Here is a 21,021-nt window from a genome sequence, read left to right on the forward strand (position 1 = left end):
TACCCGAAGAAAAACACGAACGGGGGCTGACCGGTGGTCGCTGGCCGGTCTGACGGCCGAGTGACTGAAGACGCTGTGAGCGAAGCGGGACGGTCAATCAGTCGTGACGGAACGCGCGCTGGCCGGTGAACGCCATCGAGAGTCCGAGATCGTCGGCGGCAGCGATCACGTCGTCGTCGTTCACCGAGCCGCCGGGCTGGACGACCGCCTCCACGCCCGCCTCGGCCGCCGCCTCGATCCCGTCGGGGAACGGGAAGAAGGCGTCGGAGGCCATCACCGACCCCGCTGCGTCGGTCCCTTCGGCATGCTCGTCGGCCTTCATCGCCGCGAGCCGCACCGCGTCGACTCTGGAGACCTGTCCCATCCCGACACCAGTAGTTTCGGTGCCGTCGGCGAGGACGATGGCGTTCGATTTCACGTGTTTGATGACCTGCCACGCGAAGCACATCGTCTCCACCTGCTCGGCGGTCGGCTCGCGCTCGGTCACGACCTCCAGCCCATCCGGCGAGAGCGCCTGTGTGTCGCGCTCCTGAACGAGCCGTCCTCCGGTGATGGGTGTCTCGACGAACCGGCCCGCCTCGGGGCCGAATCCGTCGGTATCGAGCACCCGGAGGTTGTCCTCGCCCGTGAGCACCGCGAGCGCGTCGTCGGTGTAGCCCGGTGCGATCACGACCTCCTTGAACGATTCGACGATCAACTCGGCGGTCGCGGCGTCGCACTCTCGGTTCAGCGCGACGATCCCCCCAAAGGCGCTCATCGGATCGGTGGCGAGCGCGCGGTCGTAGGCGGTCGCGAGGTCGCCGGCGGTGGCACACCCCGCGGGGTTGGTGTGTTTGATGACCGCGGCCGCCGGCTCGTCGAACTCCCGGACGAGGCCGAGTGCGGCGTCGGTGTCGTTGTAGTTGTTGTACGAGAGCCCCTTCGCGCCCGCGTTTACCTGTTCGGCGTCGACCACGCTCGCCGCGTCAGTAGTGCGATCGGCGTACACCGCCGCCGCCTGATGTGGGTTCTCGCCGTACCGGAGTTCGGCGGCGCGCTCGGTGCTCGTCACGCGCCGCGAGGGGAACGCGCTCCCCGTGTCGCTTCTGTCATCCTCACCATCGCCGCCGATCCCGCCGGTGTCACCCTCGACGCGAACCCGACGACCGTCGCCTGCACCCTCGATCGTGAGTCGATTCTCGGCGAACCATTGGACTGCACGCGGGTAGGCCGCGAACTCCGCCTCGGTGAGCACGCGCTGCTTGAGCGAGCCGGTGTCGTCGTCGCCGTACACCGGGACTGTCTCCTGGGTCACGATCGGGCCGCCGTCGACCGTCTCGGTGACGACGTGGACCGTGCAGCCAGTCACGCTCACACCCGACGCAAGCACCTGCTCGTGGGCGTTCGCTCCCGGAAACGCCGGGAGCAGCGACGGATGGATGTTGAACGTGAGCGGCGCGTCGTCGATAAACTCGCTCGTGAGAACGCGCATGTAGCCGTCGAGACAGACCAGATCGATATCGTACCCGTCGAGCCGGTCGAGAAGCCGCTGTTCGTGGGCCGCGTCGGACTCGTCGTCGCCACGTTCGACGATTTCGGTCGGAATCCCGCGCTCGGCCGCGGCATCGAGTGCGGGGGCAGCGGGGTCGGTCGCGAGCATCACTGCGAGGGTCGCACCGCCCGGCTCCCGGTCGGCGATCCGGCAGAGGTTGCGTCCGCGATTGCCCGCTACGCCGGCGATCCGTGTCATGATCGGAGGCGTGCGCGCCGCGCGCAAAGGCGTTCGGATTCATCCTGTTCGTGTGTGATCTCGTCCCGAACTGACGGCCGAGACGACGCGCTCACCGAGATCCGGTGCGGCAACGATCGCGGCGGCAGCGACCGCACTGCCGATCGCCGTCACCGGTGTCGGCGGCACCGAAACGTACAGCGCGAGAAAGAGCACGCCAGCGAGCGCCAGCGTCACCACGCTGACGGCAGCCATCGCCGAGGTCCGGGGCGTCGCCGGTGCTCGATCGACCAGCGCATACCACGCGAACCACGCTCCGGCCGCGACGCCGAACGCTGCGACGCTATCGAAACTGATCCCATTGAGTACACCGACGAGCCCGATCGCGACTGCGACGAGGAGCGCCCGCCCGGGATCAGTGCCGCGGTCGGCGAACCAGTACAGAGCCAGCAGAAGTACCGCACCGATCGCCACCCCCGCGATCACGTCGACGAGGTAGTGGACGCCGAGCGCGAGCCGGGAGAACGACACCGCCACGACGGCCGCACCCGCGACGCCCAGCCGGAAGCGCCAGGTTCGATAGTCCGTCGCGAGCGCCACGCCGCCCCAGACCAGCGTCGTCCCGAGAGCGTGGCCGCTCGGAAAGCCGTACCCCTCGGCGGTGGCGGCGTTCTCGAAGACGGGGGTGAGAAGCGATGGGAGCCACGAGATCGTCGCTGCAACGCCGGCATCGGGCGGTCGCGGAAGCGCGAAGACACCCTTCAGCGCCGGGACCGTTACGACGTACACGATCGGCAGCGCGAGGACGAACGCCCCGCGCCGCCGGGCAAGCGGATTGCCGGGCCGGGTCGATGCGAGATAGAGGCCGCCGGCGAGAACGGACATGAACCAGACGTCGCCGAGCTGGGTCAGCGCCGCGAGCACGACGACGCCGACCTCGTCGAACAGCCCACCGAGCGCGTCGGGAACTCCGAGCCCGCGACCAGGCTGCGCCACGCTACCGGCCTCCCCGCCCCAGCAGTGCGGTTCCGTCGACGACCATTCGAACGGAGCGCTGTCGGGTCATCGATACCGGTCGTCGAGAAGCGGGCCACGACCTTCGGTGCTGTGGTCTGTCGCTTCGATAGCGTGCTTCGGGGCCGTGGATCGAGCCAACCGGCACGCTTTTTCGAGCGCTCGTCCCATCCGCGCCCATGACCGATCGCGGCCCGCTCTCGACTGTGTCGCCCCTCGATGGCCGGTACGCACGCTACACCGAGCCGCTCGTTCCCTACGTCAGCGAGGGCGCACTGTTGCGCGCTCGCGTCCGCGTCGAAGTCGAATACCTCCTCGCGCTCGCTGATCTCGACGCGACACCGCTCGCGATCGACGCCGACGACCGCACGACGCTCCGGGCGGCCTACGAGGAGTTCGACGACGAGGACGCGAGACGGATCAAACGAATCGAGGTCGATGGAACCGACGAGTACCCGGCGACCAACCACGACGTGAAGGCCGTCGAGTACTTCGTCCGCGACGCCCTTCCAGAGAATCTCGACGCCGACCAGTGGATCCACTTCGGGCTCACGAGCGAGGACGTCAACAACCTCGCCCATCGCCTCCTGATCGGTCCCGCCATCGAGGACGTGCTGATTCCTGCGCTCGAAGCGGTGCGGGATGCGCTTGGCGAACTCGCCGACGAAAATCGGGACGTGCCGATGCTCGCACGGACCCACGGCCAGCCCGCCACGCCCACCACGTTCGGCAAAGAAATGGCGGTCTTCGTGGGACGGCTCGACCGCGCGATCGACCGGGTCGAAACTGCGGCTGACGGCCTCGCGGGCAAGCTCGCAGGCGCGAGCGGGACCTACGCCGCCCACCACGCCGCCTACTCCGAGGTCGACTGGCGGGCGTTCGCGCGCGAGTTCGTCGAATCCCTCGATCTGGAGTTCGTCGAGCCCGTCACCCAGGTCAACCCGTGTGACGACCTCGCGGCGCTGTTCGACGCTCTCAGCGGTGCCAACGCCGTCCTCCTCGATCTCGATCGCGACGTGTGGCGCTACGTCAGCCAGCGTTATCTCGGCCAGCGCGCCGATGCGGACGAAACCGGCTCGTCGACGATGCCCCACAAGGTGAACCCCATCGACTTCGAGAACTCGGAGGGCAACCTCTCGAAGGCGAATTCGGACCTCGAGTTTCTCGGGGGGTACATCACCACCTCACGGCTCCAGCGCGACCTCTCGGATTCGACGGTGAAGCGTAATATCGGTGCGGCGCTCGCGCACTGTTGCATCGGCTACCGGAAGACCGAGGCCGGACTCTCGAAAGTCGTCCCGAACGAGCAAGTGATGCGCGATGACCTCGAAGCGAACCCCGAGGTCATCGGCGAGGCCGTCCAGACGATCCTCCGCCGGGAGGGCCACACTGACGCCTACGAACGAGTCAAAGAGCTCACCAGAGGACGACGCACCAGCCTGGAGGACTTCTATGACCTCTTCGACGATCTCGACGTGAGCGAGGCGACTCGCGAGGAACTCCACGCTCTCACGCCCGCCGGCTACACCGGCGTGGCGAGCGATCTGGTCGACGGAACTGAGTGAACATCTGACGGCGAACAGGAACTCACCGTTGGCGGAACGATCGCGGCCGACCTCAGGACCGCGCGTCCTCGACGGCCGCGACGAACTCCGCGGCGGACTCGCGCACCGCGTCCCAGTTCTCGCGTTCGATGGCGTCGTAATCCACCAGCGCCGACCCCGCACCCACCGCGACCGCGCCGGCGTCGAAGTACTCCGCGACGTTGTCGGCCGACACCCCGCCCGTGGGCATCACCGGCACGTCGCCGAGCGGGCCCTGTATCGCGCCGATGTGATCCGGCCCGACCGTGGATGCGGGGAACAGTTTCAGAATGTCCGCCCCGGCCGCCATCGCGCGATCCGCTTCGGTCGGCGTCATCACGCCAGGGATACAGAGCACGTTCTCGCGGTTGCAGACCCGAATGACCTCTTCGTTGAGATTCGGGGCGAGCACGAACTCCGCGCCGGCCTCGATGACGTTGCGCGCGGCAGCGGCGTCCATCACGGTCCCGGCCCCCACGACGGCGTCGGTGTCAGCGAGCGCGCGGTCGACTGCGGCGATCATCTCGGTACATCGCTTCGCGTCGGCGGTCACTTCGATCGCGGTCACGCCGCCCGCGTGGATCGCTTCGGCGACCGGAACGATGTCCTCCTCGTCGATGCCCCGGAGGACGGCCGTCACGCCGCTGTCGACGATCCGCTTGCGGACTGCCTGTTTTCGTGCCATGCGGCGGTCTCCGACGGCCGAGAACAAAAAGGGGTGCTACTCGGCGGCCGGCACTGATTCACCGAACGACGGTCACATTCACCGGCGAGCGACGCACCACCGACTCGGCGGTATTGCCGAGCAGGACGTGGGGGAACTCCTCGCGGCTGTGGTTGCCGATGACGATATGATCGACGTCGTTCTCGTCGGCGTACGCGACGATGCGGCGCGCGGGCCGGCCGAAGACGATCTCAGTAGTTAGGGACCGGTCGTGCTCTGTGGCACGCTCGCGGGCGTCGTCGTGGAGTTCCTCGGCGTCGGCTTTCGCGCCCTCGTACCACTCCTCGGAGTAGCCGGGCATCCCTGGCACTCCAGTCGGCGACTGGAGGCCCGGCGCGAGCGGATCGACGTCGAACGGGTCGATCACGGTGAGAACGGTGATCGCGACATCGGGCATGTCGAGGGCGTGATCGAGCGCGCGCTCGGATCGTGGCGACCCGTCGAGCGGGACGAGGACCTGCGTCGTGGACTCGCTCATGCGGAGCTATTGCACGCGGACGAGCAAAGCGATTTCCGTTCGACCTGACGGACCGGGCGGGTCGTGGCTCGGATCGCCGTCGGCGTCACAGCACGAACGCGAACACGAGATACGAGCCGATCGCGGAGATCGTCGGCGTGAGAAGCCACATCGTGACGATACGCCCCGTGGCTGCGCGGTCGAACAGATCCGCCGCCGCGAGTTCCTCAGGGTCTTCCGTGCCGATCTTCGGGACAGGGTCGACCGGTGTGTCGCCCGTGGCGCTACCAGGGTTCGTGGCCTCAGCGGGCTTCTCACCGGCCGCGAGGTCGCCGACCGTCGGACCCTGAGCAGGTCCCTCGGGCGTGCCGTCGGCAGTTGGTCGCTCTCGTGCATCCGATCCATCCCGTGCTTCGCTCGTCCGCGCGGGAACGAGCGCACCCGCCGAGACGTCCGGGCGACCCTCGCCCTCGATCGCAGTCTCGGCGGCATCGGCCAGCGTGACCGCACGTGAGGCCCGGCCCCATCCGAGGCCGATGATACACGAGGTCATGCTGACTGCGAGGCTCGCCGGAATGCCGAGGTTTGAGAGCACGGTGATGATGGTCGCGCCGATCAGCGAGACGAGGATTGCGGCGAGGATCGGGAGGTCGGTGATCCCGTCGCCCACCGTGTCGAGGGTGCGCCGGGCGATCGTGAACGCGCCGATCCCCATCGCACCGACCGCGAGCAGCGTGCCCGCGCCGACTCCGATCTCGCCGCTGCCCACCAGCGGCGCGACCGCGTTCGCGGTGTTCGACGCGCCCGCCGAGAACGCGTTGTAGCACGCAACGATCAGGACGACCGCCGCACCCACGATGTCTCGCCTGGTCGCGCCCTCCCGAAGTCGGGGTCGGGGGATCGTCCCCGAACGATCCACGTCGAACAGTCCGTCCTCGATCCGACCGAACGAGATCCTGGCATCGAGGTGTGGATAGATGTACCGACCGAGGAGGACACCGATCCAGAACGCGACGAGTGGAGCGACGATCCACGCCGAGACGATCCCGAACATCACGTCCTGGTTGAGCGTGCCGTTCGCAACGCCCAGTCCGGCGATCGCGCCGACGGCGGTCATCGAGGTCGAGGCAGGTACGCCGAAGAGGTTCGAGATGAGGAGGGAGCCGCCGGTAAAAAAGAGCAACACGGCGCTCGCCGCGAGCGTGAACTCCTCGGCGACGATCTCGGAGCCCATCGTCGTGATGACCTCCTGTCCGACCGTCCAGCCACCGAGCAGTGCAAAGGCGGTAAAGAGCACCGCCGCGAGGGTCTTGCCGGTGATCCGACTTCCCACTGCGGGGCCGAACGCGACCCCGGTCGAGGAGCCTCCGATGTTGTAGCCCACGAACACCGCGACGAGCACTCCCGCGACGAGCAATGCGGAAACCATGTGCTATGTCTCGCGTTGCCGAAAGAAATGTCGGTTTCGCTTCGGTGCTGCGGGTCGTCGAGGCGAGAGCCGAGCGTAGCCTGCCATCCGACACGACAGCCCGCCGATCGTCGCTTTGCCCGCAACGCTCTTTCACGAACCACTCTGGAACAGTCGACAGCGGCAGCGAACGACGGCCCGTGATCGGCGGAACTCCCCTACCGAGTCCGGCGATCGGGAAGGGAAACTACCCCTCGTACTCCTTCCGGTAGCCCTCGAACTCCGCGAGGTGTTCTTCCTCGTCGGCGAGCAGCTCCGTCGCGAAGTCCTCGGTCACGGGATCGCCGGCTTCCTCGGCGACCTCGATGAGTTCGCGGTAGGTCTCGACGGCACCCTTCTCGGCGGCGATCACGCCGTCGATCACCGAGAGCACGTCCGTTGGGTCCTCGGGCGGTTGAAGGGCGTCTTGTCCCATTTCGAGGTCGAACGAACCCTTCGGCTGGCCGCCGAGTTGGGAGATGCGTTCGCCGATCTCCTCGGCGTGGCCGAGCTCCTCCTGGACGTCGGCACTGAGGCTGTCGGCGATCTCTTCGGCCGCGACCCCTGCGAGCGCGGCGGCGTTGGTCTGGTAGTTGATGACGGTCTCGAACTCGTCGTTTCTGGCCTGTGCGAGCAGTTCGAGCACGCGGTCGTCGCCTTCGACACTCATGGATCAACCGTCGAGCGCCGTGTCCTTAAACGTCCGTCTCGCGGAGACGTTCGGCGAGTGCGTCCCCGAGGATCGTGGCGGCGCGCTTGACGTCGGGGAGTCGGACGTACTCGCGATCCGCGTGAGCGACAGGCCCCGATTCGTCCGCGAGATCGCCAGGACCGAACACGACTGTCGGGGCCTCGCGCGCGAAATACGACGCCTCGGTTGCGGCGGTGAACGGCCGGACCGCACCACCCGACGCCTCTTGGAGCACGCTGACCACGCGATTCTCGTCGGACGTCTCGAACGCTTCGAGAAACGGCGTTTCGCGCTCGGTCAGCGCGAACGACACCGCGTCGGGCGCTGGTGCGTGCTGGGTGAGATACTCGTTCAGCGCGGTCTCGAAGCCCGTTGCGGTCTCGGGCGGGACGCTTCGGCGATCGAGAACGATCGCACACTCGGCGGGCACCTGATTCGTCGCGTCGCCGCCGTCGACGATCGTCGGGGTGAGCGTCGGCGCGCCGAGATCGGGGTGGGCGGCGAGTCCTTCGGGTCGGTCGTCGAACCCGGAGAGCGCGTCGATCACCGGCGCGGCCATCGTGATCGCGTTCTGTCCCGTGTGCGGCTCGGCGGCGTGGGCACGCTCGCCAGCGATCGTGATGCGCCCCTCGAAGCGCCCCTTCGCGGCGTTACAGACGTCGAGACCGGTAGGCTCGCCAACGATCACCCAATCCCCGCGTTCGGGATCGAGGTCGAGCGACGGCACGAGTGCCGCCGCGCCGATCGAACGGGTTTCCTCGTCGGGCGTCACGGCGAGCGTGAGCCGACCTCGGTCGGGCTCGATACTCGAAAACGCGGCGAGCATTGCGGCCAGCGGCCCCTTGGCGTCGCAGGCCCCGCGCCCGTGGAGAATCGCTCCGTCGCGTTCGGCGGGAACGTGTGGCGAAACGGTGTCAAGGTGGGTGTTCAACACGACGTGTGGGCCGTCGGTGGCGTCCCCACTGGCCTCGCGCGTCGCTATCACGTTGCCCGCATCGTCGACAGTCGGTTCGATACCTGCCTCGCGGAGCGTTTCACAGAGGAGGGCTCGCATCGCCCCAACGTCGTCGTGGGAGGGCGTTCGGACTGCGTGTTCGAGGAATTCGAGCGGATCGATCATCGATCAGTCGCCGGCTGCCTCGGCGCTCTGTGGGTTGTCGATCTGAATCTCGGCTGTGCCCTCGCGTTCGGTCGGTCCGGCGAGCACTGCACCGCGTTCGTCGAGTCGGATATCGAGGCGACCACCGGGCGGCCGCACCGCGATAGCTTCGGCGTCGGTGTGGCCGAGTTCGCGCGCGACCGCCGCGATTGCCACCGCACCAGTCCCACACGAGCGCGTTTCGCCTTCGACACCGCGCTCGTAGGTGCGCTGGTCGAACGCCCCGGCCGACCAATCGGGTCCGTCGTCTGTGCTGGGACTAGCGACTGTGACGTTCGCGCCGCGGGGGAAGGCGTCGGCGTGGCGCACCGCCGGGGCGACGGCGTCGAGGTCCACGGTCGAGACGTCGTCGACGAACGCGACCGCGTGGGGAACGTCGGTGTTCACCGCCGTTACGGTGAGCCCCTCGACGGGTTCCTCGACGAGCGGTTCGTCGCGCACCACCGGGACCGCCGCGGGCGCGAAGCTCGGCGCCCCCATCTCGATCGTCACGCTGTCGCCGTCGACCGTCGCGCGGCGCGTGCCCGCTTGAGTGTCGACCATCACGGTCGTCTCGTCGTCGCTCGCGTCGTCAGAAGCCGATCCGCGCCGTCCCCCATCGCTCGCGGGCGTCGCCCGCTCGCTCTCTTCGCGACGGCAAAGCCGTCGCGCGGCCCACGCTGCGGCACACCGCGCACCGTTACCACACATCGGAGCGGTCGAACCGTCGGGCTGGACCAGCGTCATCACGACCCGGGGCGAGGCGTAGCCGTCTTCGAGCGCGAGAAAGAGCACACCATCCGCGCCGATCGACCCGCCGATCGCGAGGCCGTCCTCGCGATCACAGAGCCTCGTCGCAATCTCTCGTCGATCGGCGACGGGTTCGGCCGCGTCCACCACGAAGAAGTCGTTGCCCGTACCATGATACTTCTCGATCGGGATCATCGATCGACCTCCAAACGCGTGAGATCGTCGATCGTCTCACGATGCACGCAGACTCGCGACTCGCCGTCGTCGAGCGCGATCACTGCTGGACGTGGCCGGGAGTTGTACGTGCTCGCCATCTCGTAGCCGTACGCGCCGGCGTTCCCGACCGCGAGGAGGTCGTCACGTGCTGGCGCAGGAAGCTCACGATCCCGCGCGAGCGCATCGGCGGACTCACAGACCGGCCCCACGACCGTCGTCGACACCGTCCCGCGCTCGGCAGCGTCCGGTGCGAGCAACCGGATCGCGTGGTGGGCGTCGTACAGCGCGGGCCGGAGGAGATCGGTCATCCCACAATCGACGCCGACGATGGTGGTTTCGGGTGTCGACTTCACGGTGTTGGCGCGGGTCACCAGTACACCGGCGTCGGCGACGAGGTATCGGCCCGGTTCGATCCCGAGTGCAGGGTCGCGGTCGTCCGAGCCGTCGACACTGTCGAGCGCCTCGTGGGTGGCCGCAGCGAGCGAGTCGAGATCGAGCGGTGATTCGCTCTCACGGTAGGGAACGCCGAACCCGCCGCCGACGTTCACCGTATCGAGGACGACGCCCGCGTCGGCTACTTCGCTCACGAGTTCGCCCATTCGGGCGACCAGCGCACGATGAGAATCGAGATCGTCGTCGTTGAGGATGCCACTCCCGGCGTGGGCGTGGAGGCCGCGAACGTCGAACCCGCGTTCTGCGGCCTCGCTCACGACCGCCGCAGCTCGCTCGTCGGGAACCCCGAACTTCGGATCGGTGCCCGTCCGTACCTTCTCGTGGTGGCCCGCACCGACGCCGGGGTTCACCCGGACGAACAGCTCTCCCGTCCAGCCGCGTTCGGCGAGGCGATCGAGGGTGTCGCTCGCGCCGATCGTGATGGCGACCTCGTGATCCGCGGCGAGATCGACCACCCGATCGAGATCCCGGGCGGGTGGGTTGACGGCAGTGTAGCGGACGCGGTCGAACCCTGCCTCCAACGCACGGACGACCTCGCCAGCGGAGGCGCACTCGGCCCCGAGGCCAGCATCGGCGATCGTTTCCAGCACGCTCCCGATGGCGTTCGCCTTGACTGCGTAGCTGATTTCGGCGTCGAGGAACGCCTGCCGAAGGCGAACAGCGTTCTCTCGAACGCGATCCAGGTCTACGACGTACAGTGGCGTCCCGTGCTCGGTGGCGAGATCGCGCAGGTCGGCCGCCGGCCAGTCAGCAAGCCGTCTGACGGGCGGGTTCACGGCCGCCACCGACGAAGTGCTGGCAGCCTCGGTGGTCATCGGAGCGCTTCCTCGCGTTCGGTCGCTTCGAGCGTTCGATCCTCGACGTCGGTCGCCACCACGGCGGGCTTGTACGCCCCGCCGTCGAACAGGTCGTGATCGCCGACCGACGACTCGACGAATCTGGTGAACGCCCGGCGCTCGGGTAGCAGGCGACCGTAGATGATTTCCTCGTCGACCAGATCGTACACCGGAATCCGCGGCGTGAGCAGCGTGTTCTCGCCGACTACCGAGTCGTGGCCGACCACGAATCCCGAGGTGACGCGACAGCCCGCGCCGAGCGAGACGCCGTCCTCGATCACGACCGGCGCGTCCTCGACCGGTTCGAGCACGCCACCAATGAGGGTGTTCGCGCCGAGCTTGACGTCCGCACCGACCTGTGCGCACGAGCCCACGGTGTCACACGAGTCGACGAGGGTGCCGTCGCCGACGTGAGCGCCGGCGTTGACGAAACTCGGACTCATCAGGATCGCGTCGCTGCCGACGTGTGCGCCCCGCCGGATCACGGTTCCGTCTGGCGTGTTTCGGGTGCCCCGCTCGCCGAGGTCGTTGGTCCGACGCAGCGGAAGCACGTCGTGGTAGTCGACGCCACCGTACTCTCGGCTCTGTGTCTCGCGGAGACTGAAATTGAGCAGCACGCCCCGCTTGACCCATTCGTTTGCCTGCCAGTCGCCGTCTCGCTTCTCGGCGGCGCGCACGTCGCCGGCTTCGAGCGCGTCGAGGAACGTGTCGAGCAGATCGCGTTCCTCGCTGCCGGCGTCGCCCGCGGTCAGTCCGTCGTCAGTACGTTGCCACAGCGTGTCGATCTCGGATTCGAGACTCATGATGATCCCTCGATAACGTCGTCGAACGCATACCAGCCGGCCTCGTGGCCGGCGAGCCATCCCGCCGCGTCGAGCGCGCCCGCCGCAAAGACCCCACGGCTCTCCGCGCGATAGGCGAGCGTGAGCACCTCGTCGTTGTCCGCGAGGAGTACCTCGTGTTCGCCCCGCACGCCGCCGGCGCGCCGGACGTGAACCCCGATCTCGCCGTCGGTCCGGGACTGTTCGCCCTCGCGGCCGTATGTTCGCTTCCCAGTACCCCCACCGCTCTCGTCCTGCCTCGCGTCGTCCCGCGCCGCGTCGATGTCGTCGAGCAGCGTCGTCGCCGTGCCGCTCGGCGCGTCGCGCTTGCGGTTGTGGTGGGTTTCGGTCAGTTCGATGTCGTACTCCGGCAGCGCCGCGACGGCTTCGGCGAGCGCCGATCGAAGCGCGTTGATTCCTCGCGAGAAGTTCGTCGCCCACAATACGGGGACCGCTTTGGCGGCCTCGCGGAGCGCCGACTGCTCCGGGTCGTCCAACCCTGTCGTGCCGGTGACGAACCCGACGCCGGCTTCGGCACAGGCCGCCGCGTACTCGATCGACGACTCGGGACCAGTGAAGTCCACGACGACCTCGGGCTGCTGCTCGGCGAGGAGATCGGGGAGGGCGACCGCGTCGTGGACCGCGTGACCGGCGACGCGTTCATCGTCCGCAGGATCGCGGTTGACCGCGAACGCCACCGCCACATCGTCGCGGTCGGCGGCCGATTCGAGCACCGCGCGCCCCATCGCGCCCGTCGCGCCCGTGACCCCGACGACCGTCACCGTTCGGCCTCCGGCGCGACGGGTTGTTCGCGGTCGTCGGTGCTCGCGTCGTCGAGATCGGCGAGGACGGTTTCGAGCGAAGCGCGATGCTCGGTCCCGAGCCGCGAGAGCGGTGCGCGCAGGTTGCCCGCGACGTGGCCGCGGATCGCCAGCGCTTCCTTCAGCGGGATCGGGTTGGTCTCCCAGAACAGCGCGCGAAAGAGCGGCCCGAGTTCGTGGTGGCGCTCGCGTGCCCGATCGAAATCGCCGTCGAGCCCCGCGTGAACCATTTCGCTCATTCTTCGGGGTTCGACGTTCGCAGCGACGCTGATCGTTCCGCGAGCGCCCACGGCGAGTAGCGGGAGCGTGAGCGCGTCTTCGCCCGAGAGCACGGTGAAATCCTCGTCGCGGGTGCGCTCGACGAGTTCGCTCGCCCGCCCCACGTCGCCGCTCGCGGACTTGTAGCCCGCGACGTTTTCGTGGTCGGCGAGCGCGACCGCGGTGTCGATTTCGATGGATCGTCCCGTGCGGCCGGGCACGTTGTAGACGATCTGGGGCAGATCGATTGCGTCGGCGAGCGCCCGGAAATGAGCCTCCATCCCGGCGGGTTCGGGCCGGTTGTAGTACGGCGAGATCAGGAGAAGCGCGTCCGCACCGGCCGCCCGCGAACGCTCGGCGAGGTCGATCGCCTCCCGGGTCGCGTTCGAGCCAGCGCCGGCGATCACGGGAATCGAGACGGTTTCGGCGACCGCCTCGACGACTGCGACGTGTTCGTCGTGGGTCAGGGTCGCGCTCTCGCCGGTGGTGCCGACGGGAACGAGTCCGTCGACGCCCGCGCGTTCGAGGCGGCGGGCCTCGCTCCGGAGTCGGTCGAAATCGATGGTGTCGTCGGGTTCGAACGGCGTGGCCATCGCGGGGAACACGCCGTCGAGGTCGATGGATGGTGTCATGCGGTGTCGTCTGTGGTATCGTGGTGGGTGGTGGTGTTGAGACTCGGCAGTGGGACGCTCGAAAACGGTGCGCGACGGGATGCCACCCTGCCACGAACCAGCCTCAGGTGCGTTTTGTGTCCGCGCGCGGGACACCACACCCACGGCTCGGGGGCCGGCCGAACCGGGATGTAAACCGTCGCATACCCGCTACACTGCACCCGCCGAACTTATGCGTTGCGTCGCGTGCGATACCTGCCGAACTTCGAATCGTGCGCCAGCCTCGGATTCGATGAAGAAAGCTAATTCGCCTACGGCAAATCACGACGCAAATGAGAGACCGCAGGCCACACCCTCCCCAACCGATTCCCTCACTCGCTTCGCTCGTTCGGTCATCCCTCGCGTGAGTCGCGCGCCTCCGGCGCGCTCCCGCGCGCCACCCCATCCAGTAAGTGGTTTCTGCGGGACAGTACAGAACTGACCTGCCCGTGGCGAAACGCTTTAGCGGGCAGTCTGTCGATTACCGACATGTCGAACGTTCATCCGGCCCAGCGCGTTGCGGTGCTGGTCGACGCACAGAACCTCTATCACACCGCCCAGAGCGTCTACTCACGCAACATCGACTACGACGAACTCCTCGATGCGGGCGTCGCCGGGCGCGAACTCACCCGCGCGATCGCGTACGTCATCCGGGCCGACTCGCCCGAGGAGGAGAGTTTCTTCGAGGCACTCGTCAACATCGGCTTCGAGACCAAGATCAAGGACATCAAGACCCACGCCGACGGCTCCAAGACGGCGGACTGGGACGTCGGGATGATCCTCGATGCGGTGACGCTCGCGCCGCATCTCGACACCGTCGTGATCTGCACCGGCGACGGCGATTTCTCGCGGCTCTGTTCGCATCTCCGGCACAAGGGCGTCCGGGTCGAGGCGATGGCGTTCGAGGAATCCACATCGGAGGAACTCCTCGATGCCGTCGACGGCTTTACCGATCTCTCCGAACGCCCGGAGACGTTCTTGCTGTAACCCGGTTCTGCTTCGCGTCTCAGACCGTTCCTTCGGACGTGCCGACGAGCAGCGTGCCCGCAGCCAGCACGAGCGCGGCGATCGCGGCCAACGGGACGGGAATCGAGACCGAAACGAGCGACGTCGGGAGGGCGAACAGGAGGATGGTCACTGTGCCGACCACGATGAGTGCTGCCCCCGCGAGTACCTTGGTGCGTTCGTCCATGGAACGAGGCTGGGTTCCGATCGGTCTAAATCGCTTCGAAACCGTCGTGTCGTCACGCCGGAGTACCCGATGGACGCGCTTTTGCACACCGGCGGCGAACCGAGGCCAATGGCCGAAGAACTCGCGCGACTGCGAACGATCGCGGACTACCAGTTCGGCCACAGCGCCGGCGTGACGCTGTTCGCCGGCGATCCCGAGGTTCACCACACCGCGACCGGCCGGCCGGAACAGGTGCTCGTCGGCGGCGAGCGTCTCGTGACCTACGGCGTCGACGGCCGGTTCACGCTCGGTCTCGCCGGCGGCGAGCGGCTCCGCGCGGCATTTGCGGCTCCGCGAGCCCGCGTCGTCGTCGGCGAGGAGAGCGCACCGTTCGTCCGCGAGGGGAAAAACGCGTTCGCGAAGTTCGTCACCGCGGTCGATCCTGCCGTCCGCCCCGGCGACGAGGTCTGCATCGTTGGCCCCGACGACGACCTGTTCGGCGTGGGGCGGGCAGAGCTCGCTGCCGACGCGATGGCCGACTTCGAGACCGGAGTGGCGGTCAAGACCCGCGAGGGAGCCGACTGAACCCTATCGACGTTCGATAGTCCTCGATATTTGGTAGCCATTGATGATCGGCAGCCAGCGCCCGACAGTATATGTGGCTGGTCCCCGACGAACCGATGATGCTCGACATCGACTTCCCGACCGAGGAGCCGCGTTTCATCGACACCCACGCCCACCAGCCGACGAGCGAGTTCCTGGAGGACGCCGGCGGCGAGATGATGGGCGACGCCGCGGGCAAGTTCGGCACCGATCTCAAAACGTGGGGCTACGACGAGATGGTCGAGGAGTACCACGCAGCCGGCATCCGTCACGCGGTCCTGCTGGGCTGGGACGCCGAGACCAACACTGGCAACCCGCCAGTCACGAGCGAGTACGTCGCCGAGATCCGCGACGAGTACCCCGACTTCTTCACCGGGTTCGCGGGCATCGATCCCCTGAAGGACGACTGCGTGGAGTCCGCCGAGCGCGCGATCGAGGACCTCGATCTCTCGGGGTTCAAGTTCCAGCAAATCGCCCAGGGGTTCGACCCGAGCGCGCCCGAACACGACCCGCTCTGGAACACCATCGAGGACCTCGGCGTTCCGGTGGTGTTCCACGGCGGCAACTCCACTCTCGGCGCGGGCAGCCCCGGTGGCCGCGGCCTCCGAATCGAACATGGGAACCCCATGCTGATCGACGACGTGGCTGCACGATTTCCCGATCTCCAGATCCTGCTCGCCCATCCCGCCTTCCCGTGGGAGAAAGAACAGCTCGCGATCTGCCAGCAGAAGGGCAACGTCTACATGGATCTCTCTGGCTGGCTCCCCAAATACATCGACGACCAGGTGCTCCACTACGCCGGCACCGTCCTCAAAGACAAGGTGATGTTCGGGACCGATTACCCGATGATCCGGCCCGAGGAGTGGCTCGAATCGTTCGCCGAGCACACCGACTACCCCGAAGAAGTCGAGCGGAAACTGCTGTGGGAGAACGCCGAGGCGTTCCTCGGCCTGTAATCAACCGACAGCGCGTACACAGCCAGCCGGATTTCGGCCGGTGTGGAAAACGATCAGTTGGCGGCGCTCGATCCGTCGTCGGACTCCTCGCTCACGTCGATTTCATCGTCGTCGCTGCTCGATCCCGAGAACAACTTTCGCTTGATGAACCGGATACCGAGTAGCGTCCCGAGGCCGGTGGCGATCGCGCCCGGGATGCCGTATTTCTTGTACCCGTACGTGGCCGCTTTCTTGACCGCAGTCATCGCGAACATGTGGCAGAACGTACACCGGTGAGCGCAAAAGCGCTGTGCTTGCAGTCGTCGGTAGGGGGCCCGAGCAAGTGCAACGCTCAAGGGGACCCCTGACCAACCACAGCGATATATGAGTCGACGGATTCCTCGCCGACGGGCCCTCGCGGGCGTGGCGCTCGTCGTCGCGCTCGGGTTCGGTGGCTGTCTCACGCTCGGCCCAACCGTCACGGCCGACACCGGCAATTCGGCCGTCTTCGAGCAGGTATCGTCCGACGAGCCGTGGGCCAGTGGCCGGGTGAAGGCGTCGGTGAACCTCACCCCGTCCGCAACGACCGATCAAGGTGTCTCCAAGCTCGTGGTGATCTCCGAAAGCGGCTCCAGCTTCGATACCACGACCGTCGAAACCGGACAGACTAGCGGGATCACCCTCTATCTGCCGGCGAACGGGAACGCGACAGTCACCGCGGTCAACACCGTCAATGGAACCGTCGTCGGCACCCAGACGGTCACCGCCGACGGCAACAAACTGTTCTGAGTCTAGCGCTGTGAGTCCCGGAGGATCAGCGGACCGATGGCGAGCGTCCGCTTCGCGACCGTCGCGATTCGGATGATGTAGGTGAGGAGAAGGAGAAAGGGGAGCAAGGAGACGGTGAACGCGCCGGCAACGACCAGCAGGATGTTCGGCAGCCCGAACAGCGAGCCGGTGAACGAGTCACCGCCGACGAACGCGAGCGTGCTGCCGGCGACGACCAGCGCGGGCACCGAGACGTAGAGGATGAGCTGTGAGAGGTTGATGAGCGCCCACTCGAAGTACAGCGTCTTGATGTGCTCGCGCGCCGGCCCGAACATCGACAGCGTGGTTTTGAGCTCTTCGAACAGCGCGCTGTCCTCGTCGGTGAGGCTGTCGGCGTGGTCGTCGGCCATCCGCTCGACCTGGAAGATCTTCCAGCCGTAGTTGTAGTTCAGCGCGGCAAACAGCACGTCGAACGACCCAAATTTCGCGCCGTCGAGTTCGTTTCTGACCTCTTCGGAGTTGCCGGTGACGCTGTCGGTAAACTCGTCGACTTCCGCACGGAGCTGGTCGTTGTCGCTCTCGGCGATCGATCCGCGGAGCGCCTTCGCCCGGCGTTCGGTCGCGTTGACGATCTCCCGGAGGAACGCCGACGGATCGGCGGGTGTTGGCTGGCCGATCAGCTCCTGGGTGAACTCCCGGAAGTCCATCGTGTCGCTCATCCGCATGTGCTGCTCGCCGAGCGGGCCGTTCTCCTGTGAGATGACAAGCTGGCTGATCGTGACCACGAGCGTGGTGCCGGTGATGATCGCGCCGAGCATCGTCGAGAACATCGTCTCGATGGTGTCCGCGGCGGTGACGACCGACGCGAACGGTGGGTAGACGAGCGTGCCAGCGACGACGAACGCGACGAACACCGCGATTGCCAGCAGCGTGGTCACAGCCAGGCGATTCGCCCCGAGCACGGCCCAGAGCTTGATCCGGCTCTCGTCGGAGCGCTCCCGCATCGTGTTCGCCGTTCCAATGTTGATGTCCTCATCAGGATCGGCGTCGATCTCGGTGTCGCTGTCCGGGTCTGCCTCGATGTCGACCTCGCTACTACTCATGTGAACCCCCGTCGACGGGTCGCTTGAAGACGAAGTATTTCGTGCCACCGCCAACGTACTCGACGGTCGAAACGAGCTCCCAGCCCTCGCCACCGAGCTCGTTCAGCTGGGTCTTCGGGTCGATCGCCTCCTTCTTGGTCGAGCCCCGCGGCGGCCGGAGCGTTTCGTACTCCCACTGGGTCATGGTCCATCGCTCATGACCACTCCAACGCACCCCATCGTGGTAAACGGCGCTGCTTTCATATGATGCCCCGCTACTGATGCGGTACTCATCGCCGCACCACCACACCCCTCCGGCAGCCATCAGGCCGATTAAATCGACAGCTGCGACCGTTGTGAGCCGAACCACCCAGTCCACGGCGAAACGGCTATCCGCGCCGCCGCGGTACGGACTACCATGATCGTTCGTGAATCGAGGCACGACGACGTCGACGCCATCGAGGCGGTGGCACGAGCGTCGTGGGAGACCGACTATCCGACGATCCTCAGCCGCGAAACCGCCCGTGACGGCGTCGAGGAGTGGTACGACGCCGATCGGCTCGCCGCCGAAATCGAGAGCGACGACGCGCTGGTGCCGGTCGCCGACAGTGGGGACGAGGTCGTCGGGTTCGCCCACGCGGTCGAGGACGAGGGCGGTGGGGCGATCCTCCGACTCTACGTCGCGCCCGAACACCGACGCGAAGGCGTCGGCGGCGATCTGCTCGATCACACCCACGAGGCGTTCGGGGAGCGCGGTGCGGAGCAGGTTCGGGCGATGGTGCTCGCCGAGAACGAGCCCGGCAACGAGTTCTACCGCCGCCACGGGTTCGAACTGGTCGAGGAGAGCGAGACCGTCATCGCCGACACGTCCTACCGGGAGAACGTCTACGTGGCCGAGCGGTGACCACGTCCCGCTGACCACGTCCTCCCACAGGCAATCAACGGCCGCAACCGGTAGTGCGTGATTCGCTGCGGACGGCAAACCGCTTTATCCGTTCCTGTCGTCGGGAGAACTGCAATGACAGGGTTCGATCTCATCGTGTTCGGCGGCGGAACCGGCAACACGGTCGCGTCGGCGGCGGCCGCCGAGGGTCTGGAGACCGCGCTCGTCGAGAAGGGACCGCTCGGTGGGCTGTGTCTCAACCGCGGCTGCAACCCCTCGAAGATGCTGATCCAGCACGCGAACGCCCACAACACGATCCGGGACGCCGACGAGTTCGGGATCGACGCGACCGTCGACGAGATCCGGTTCGGCGAGTTCGTTCGGCACGTAAACGACGAACTCGCCGACGCCGCCAGCAGCAAGGAGACGAACAAACGGGAGGAAGCAAATCTCACGCTACTCCAGGAGGAAGCCCGGTTCGTCGACGACCACACGATCGAGATCGTCGAGAGCGGCGAGACCCACACCGCCGAAAAGGTCGTCATCGCCGCCGGAAGCCAGCCGATCGTACCGGACGCGATCGACGGACTCGCAGACGTGGACTTCCTCACCAGTGACGACGCCATCCGGCTCGAAACACCCCCGGACCGGCTCGTGGTGCTCGGCGGCGGCTACATCGCGGCGGAGCTCGGCTACTACTTCGAGTCCTTTGGCACCGACGTGGCGCTGATCGAGATGGAAGACAGCCTGGTGCCCCGCGAAGACGCCGACGTGGCCGAGGCGTTCACCGAGATCGCCGCGGATCGTCACGACGTGTACACCGGCCACCGGGTCTCGACGGTCACCGAGTCGGACGGCGAGCTCACTGCCGTCGCCGAGTCGGAGAGTGGTGACGAGATTGAGGTGTCGGGCGACGAACTCCTCGTCGCTCTGGGCCGCCGGCCGAACACCGACGGGATCGATCTCGACGCGACGAACGTCGAGACCACCGACGCCGGATTCATCGCGACCGACGATCGGCTACGAACGAACGTCGAGAACGTCTGGGCAATGGGCGACATCGCCGACAACGGGATGTTCAAACACTCCGGCGACTACGAAGGCGAGGTGATGATCGACAACGTCGCGCGCGACGCGGAGCGGACGGCGGACTTCACCGCGCTGCCGCACGCCGTCTTCACCGAACCACAGATCGGCGCAGTGGGCGAGAACGAATCGACGCTCGACGACGCCGGCCGAGAGTACGTCATCGGACGAGCCGATTTCACCGACACCGCGATGAGCCGGGCGCTGAAACTCGATCACGGGTTCGCCAAGGTGCTCGCCGACCCCGACAGTCGAGAAATCCTCGGCTGTCACATCATCGGCCACGAGGCCTCGATGTTGATCCACGAAGTCACGCCGGCGCTCCGGTACGGCGCGACGGTCGACGACCTCGCGAACACTCTCATCCACGCCCATCCCTCGATGAGCAAGGTCGTGCTGAAAGCCTGCAAGGACGTCCCTGAGAGCGTGGAGTAGCCCGGACGGCGCGACCTCAACCGATTTGAGCCGTCGACTCGACGGACGACCCATGACAGCCGACGAGCCGACCGTCGAGGCGGACATCCGCGAACGGATCGCGAGCGATCCCTACTGCGACACCCTGGGGATCGATCTGATCGACCTCGGAGCAGGCACCGCACGTACCGAACTCGCCGTGACCGATGACCTGCTGAACTTCCACGGAACGCCCCACGGTGGGGCGGTGTACTCGCTCGCGGACGCAGCGTTTGCGGCGGCGTCGAACTCGCATGGGAAAACCGCGCTGGCGCTCGAAACCAACATCTCGTACCTCGATAGCGTCGAGGTGGAAACGACGCTCGTCGCGACCGCCAAGGAGACACACGTGAGCGGGCGAACTGCCGAGTACGAGGTCGTCGTCACCGACGGAGAAGGGGAGGCAGAGGATGCTACACGGATCGCGACCTTCCGCGGGCGAGTCTATCGTCCCTGATCGTCAGTCCGCCGTG

Annotated in this window: 24 protein-coding genes; 8 read left to right on the forward strand and 16 right to left on the reverse strand. The window is 66.9% G+C overall.

From position 1 onward, the window contains the following. Positions 1-97: 97 nt before the first annotated feature. Both purH and C450_RS07070 read right to left on the reverse strand, forming a co-directional pair. On the reverse strand, positions 98-1,729 hold the full coding sequence (gene purH, locus C450_RS07065; protein ID WP_005041975.1) for a bifunctional phosphoribosylaminoimidazolecarboxamide formyltransferase/IMP cyclohydrolase: 1,632 nt from the start codon (positions 1,727-1,729) through the stop codon (positions 98-100). Between the two features lie 39 nt (positions 1,730-1,768). Then, entirely contained in the window at positions 1,769-2,704 is a 936-nt protein-coding gene (locus C450_RS07070; RefSeq protein WP_005041977.1) for a phosphatase PAP2 family protein, read from the reverse strand. 197 nt (positions 2,705-2,901) lie between these two features. Here C450_RS07070 and purB point away from each other — a divergent pair, with 197 nt between their 5' ends. Further along, positions 2,902-4,287, forward strand: a complete 1,386-nt coding sequence (purB, locus tag C450_RS07075; RefSeq protein ID WP_005041980.1) for an adenylosuccinate lyase — start codon at positions 2,902-2,904, stop codon at positions 4,285-4,287. 52 nt (positions 4,288-4,339) lie between these two features. Here purB and C450_RS07080 read toward each other — a convergent pair whose 3' ends face one another. The 10 genes from C450_RS07080 to dapA form a co-directional block, all read right to left on the reverse strand. Next, a complete protein-coding gene (locus tag C450_RS07080) occupies positions 4,340-4,990 on the reverse strand; it encodes a bifunctional 4-hydroxy-2-oxoglutarate aldolase/2-dehydro-3-deoxy-phosphogluconate aldolase (protein WP_005041982.1) in 651 nt (216 codons plus the stop codon). A 58-nt stretch (positions 4,991-5,048) separates the two neighbouring features. After that, on the reverse strand, positions 5,049-5,507 hold the full coding sequence (locus C450_RS07085; protein WP_005041984.1) for a universal stress protein: 459 nt from the start codon (positions 5,505-5,507) through the stop codon (positions 5,049-5,051). An 85-nt stretch (positions 5,508-5,592) separates the two neighbouring features. Continuing rightward, positions 5,593-6,915, reverse strand: a complete 1,323-nt coding sequence (locus tag C450_RS07090) for an inorganic phosphate transporter (protein ID WP_005041986.1) — start codon at positions 6,913-6,915, stop codon at positions 5,593-5,595. A 226-nt stretch (positions 6,916-7,141) separates the two neighbouring features. Beyond that, positions 7,142-7,603: a ferritin-like domain-containing protein gene (locus C450_RS07095; RefSeq protein ID WP_005041988.1), complete on the reverse strand. Its 462-nt coding sequence runs from the start codon at positions 7,601-7,603 to the stop codon at positions 7,142-7,144. 25 nt (positions 7,604-7,628) lie between these two features. Continuing rightward, positions 7,629-8,744, reverse strand: coding sequence for a M20 family metallopeptidase (locus C450_RS07100; RefSeq protein ID WP_005041991.1), 1,116 nt, complete (start codon positions 8,742-8,744; stop codon positions 7,629-7,631). A 3-nt stretch (positions 8,745-8,747) separates the two neighbouring features. Further along, entirely contained in the window at positions 8,748-9,707 is a 960-nt protein-coding gene (gene dapF, locus C450_RS07105; protein WP_005041993.1) for a diaminopimelate epimerase, read from the reverse strand. Then, complete coding sequence (gene lysA, locus C450_RS07110) at positions 9,704-10,996, reverse strand: diaminopimelate decarboxylase (protein WP_005041996.1); 1,293 nt, start codon at positions 10,994-10,996, stop codon at positions 9,704-9,706. Before lysA ends, dapF begins: the two co-directional genes overlap by 4 nt. Then, entirely contained in the window at positions 10,993-11,820 is an 828-nt protein-coding gene (locus C450_RS07115; RefSeq protein ID WP_005041998.1) for a 2,3,4,5-tetrahydropyridine-2,6-dicarboxylate N-succinyltransferase, read from the reverse strand. The genes lysA and C450_RS07115 overlap by 4 nt, the downstream gene beginning before the upstream one ends. Then, complete coding sequence (gene dapB / locus C450_RS07120; protein ID WP_005042001.1) at positions 11,817-12,620, reverse strand: 4-hydroxy-tetrahydrodipicolinate reductase; 804 nt, start codon at positions 12,618-12,620, stop codon at positions 11,817-11,819. The genes C450_RS07115 and dapB overlap by 4 nt, the downstream gene beginning before the upstream one ends. Further along, the gene (dapA, locus tag C450_RS07125) at positions 12,617-13,549 is read right to left on the reverse strand and encodes a 4-hydroxy-tetrahydrodipicolinate synthase (RefSeq protein ID WP_005042003.1); all 933 of its coding nucleotides are present in this window, start codon (positions 13,547-13,549) and stop codon (positions 12,617-12,619) included. Before dapA ends, dapB begins: the two co-directional genes overlap by 4 nt. 507 nt (positions 13,550-14,056) lie before the next feature. Between dapA and C450_RS07130 the strand changes: the two genes are divergently transcribed. After that, positions 14,057-14,554 (forward strand): LabA-like NYN domain-containing protein, encoded by a 498-nt coding sequence (locus C450_RS07130; protein WP_005042006.1) that lies wholly within the window; start codon positions 14,057-14,059, stop codon positions 14,552-14,554. A gap of 19 nt (positions 14,555-14,573) precedes the next feature. On the opposite strand, the gene C450_RS07135 is transcribed toward C450_RS07130, so the two are convergent. Continuing rightward, the gene (locus tag C450_RS07135) at positions 14,574-14,759 is read right to left on the reverse strand and encodes a hypothetical protein (protein WP_005042008.1); all 186 of its coding nucleotides are present in this window, start codon (positions 14,757-14,759) and stop codon (positions 14,574-14,576) included. A 108-nt stretch (positions 14,760-14,867) separates the two neighbouring features. Here C450_RS07135 and C450_RS07140 point away from each other — a divergent pair, with 108 nt between their 5' ends. Continuing rightward, positions 14,868-15,323: a PUA domain-containing protein gene (locus tag C450_RS07140; protein ID WP_005042011.1), complete on the forward strand. Its 456-nt coding sequence runs from the start codon at positions 14,868-14,870 to the stop codon at positions 15,321-15,323. Positions 15,324-15,394: 71 nt separating this feature from the next. Further along, positions 15,395-16,297, forward strand: a complete 903-nt coding sequence (locus C450_RS07145) for an amidohydrolase family protein (RefSeq protein WP_005042013.1) — start codon at positions 15,395-15,397, stop codon at positions 16,295-16,297. Between the two features lie 53 nt (positions 16,298-16,350). Here the strand turns inward: C450_RS07145 and C450_RS07150 are convergent, their stop codons facing one another. Continuing rightward, complete coding sequence (locus tag C450_RS07150) at positions 16,351-16,551, reverse strand: hypothetical protein (protein WP_005042016.1); 201 nt, start codon at positions 16,549-16,551, stop codon at positions 16,351-16,353. A gap of 109 nt (positions 16,552-16,660) precedes the next feature. Between C450_RS07150 and C450_RS07155 the strand changes: the two genes are divergently transcribed. Then, a complete protein-coding gene (locus C450_RS07155; protein WP_049909931.1) occupies positions 16,661-17,065 on the forward strand; it encodes a hypothetical protein in 405 nt (134 codons plus the stop codon). Between the two features lie 2 nt (positions 17,066-17,067). On the opposite strand, the gene C450_RS07160 is transcribed toward C450_RS07155, so the two are convergent. Next, complete coding sequence (locus C450_RS07160; protein ID WP_005042022.1) at positions 17,068-18,147, reverse strand: hypothetical protein; 1,080 nt, start codon at positions 18,145-18,147, stop codon at positions 17,068-17,070. Further along, positions 18,140-18,331, reverse strand: coding sequence for a DUF4177 domain-containing protein (locus C450_RS07165; protein WP_005042025.1), 192 nt, complete (start codon positions 18,329-18,331; stop codon positions 18,140-18,142). The genes C450_RS07160 and C450_RS07165 overlap by 8 nt, the downstream gene beginning before the upstream one ends. A gap of 213 nt (positions 18,332-18,544) precedes the next feature. Here C450_RS07165 and C450_RS07170 point away from each other — a divergent pair, with 213 nt between their 5' ends. The 3 genes from C450_RS07170 to C450_RS07180 all read left to right on the forward strand — a co-directional run bounded on the left by C450_RS07170 (position 18,545) and on the right by C450_RS07180 (position 21,005). Continuing rightward, a complete protein-coding gene (locus C450_RS07170; RefSeq protein ID WP_005042027.1) occupies positions 18,545-19,030 on the forward strand; it encodes a GNAT family N-acetyltransferase in 486 nt (161 codons plus the stop codon). Positions 19,031-19,144: 114 nt separating this feature from the next. Next, complete coding sequence (locus tag C450_RS07175; protein WP_005042029.1) at positions 19,145-20,530, forward strand: dihydrolipoyl dehydrogenase family protein; 1,386 nt, start codon at positions 19,145-19,147, stop codon at positions 20,528-20,530. A 52-nt stretch (positions 20,531-20,582) separates the two neighbouring features. Beyond that, on the forward strand, positions 20,583-21,005 hold the full coding sequence (locus tag C450_RS07180) for a PaaI family thioesterase (RefSeq protein ID WP_005042031.1): 423 nt from the start codon (positions 20,583-20,585) through the stop codon (positions 21,003-21,005). Positions 21,006-21,021: the final 16 nt, after the last annotated feature.

This window comes from Halococcus salifodinae DSM 8989 (genome assembly GCF_000336935.1).
Taxonomy (GTDB): Archaea; Halobacteriota; Halobacteria; order Halobacteriales; family Halococcaceae; genus Halococcus; species Halococcus salifodinae.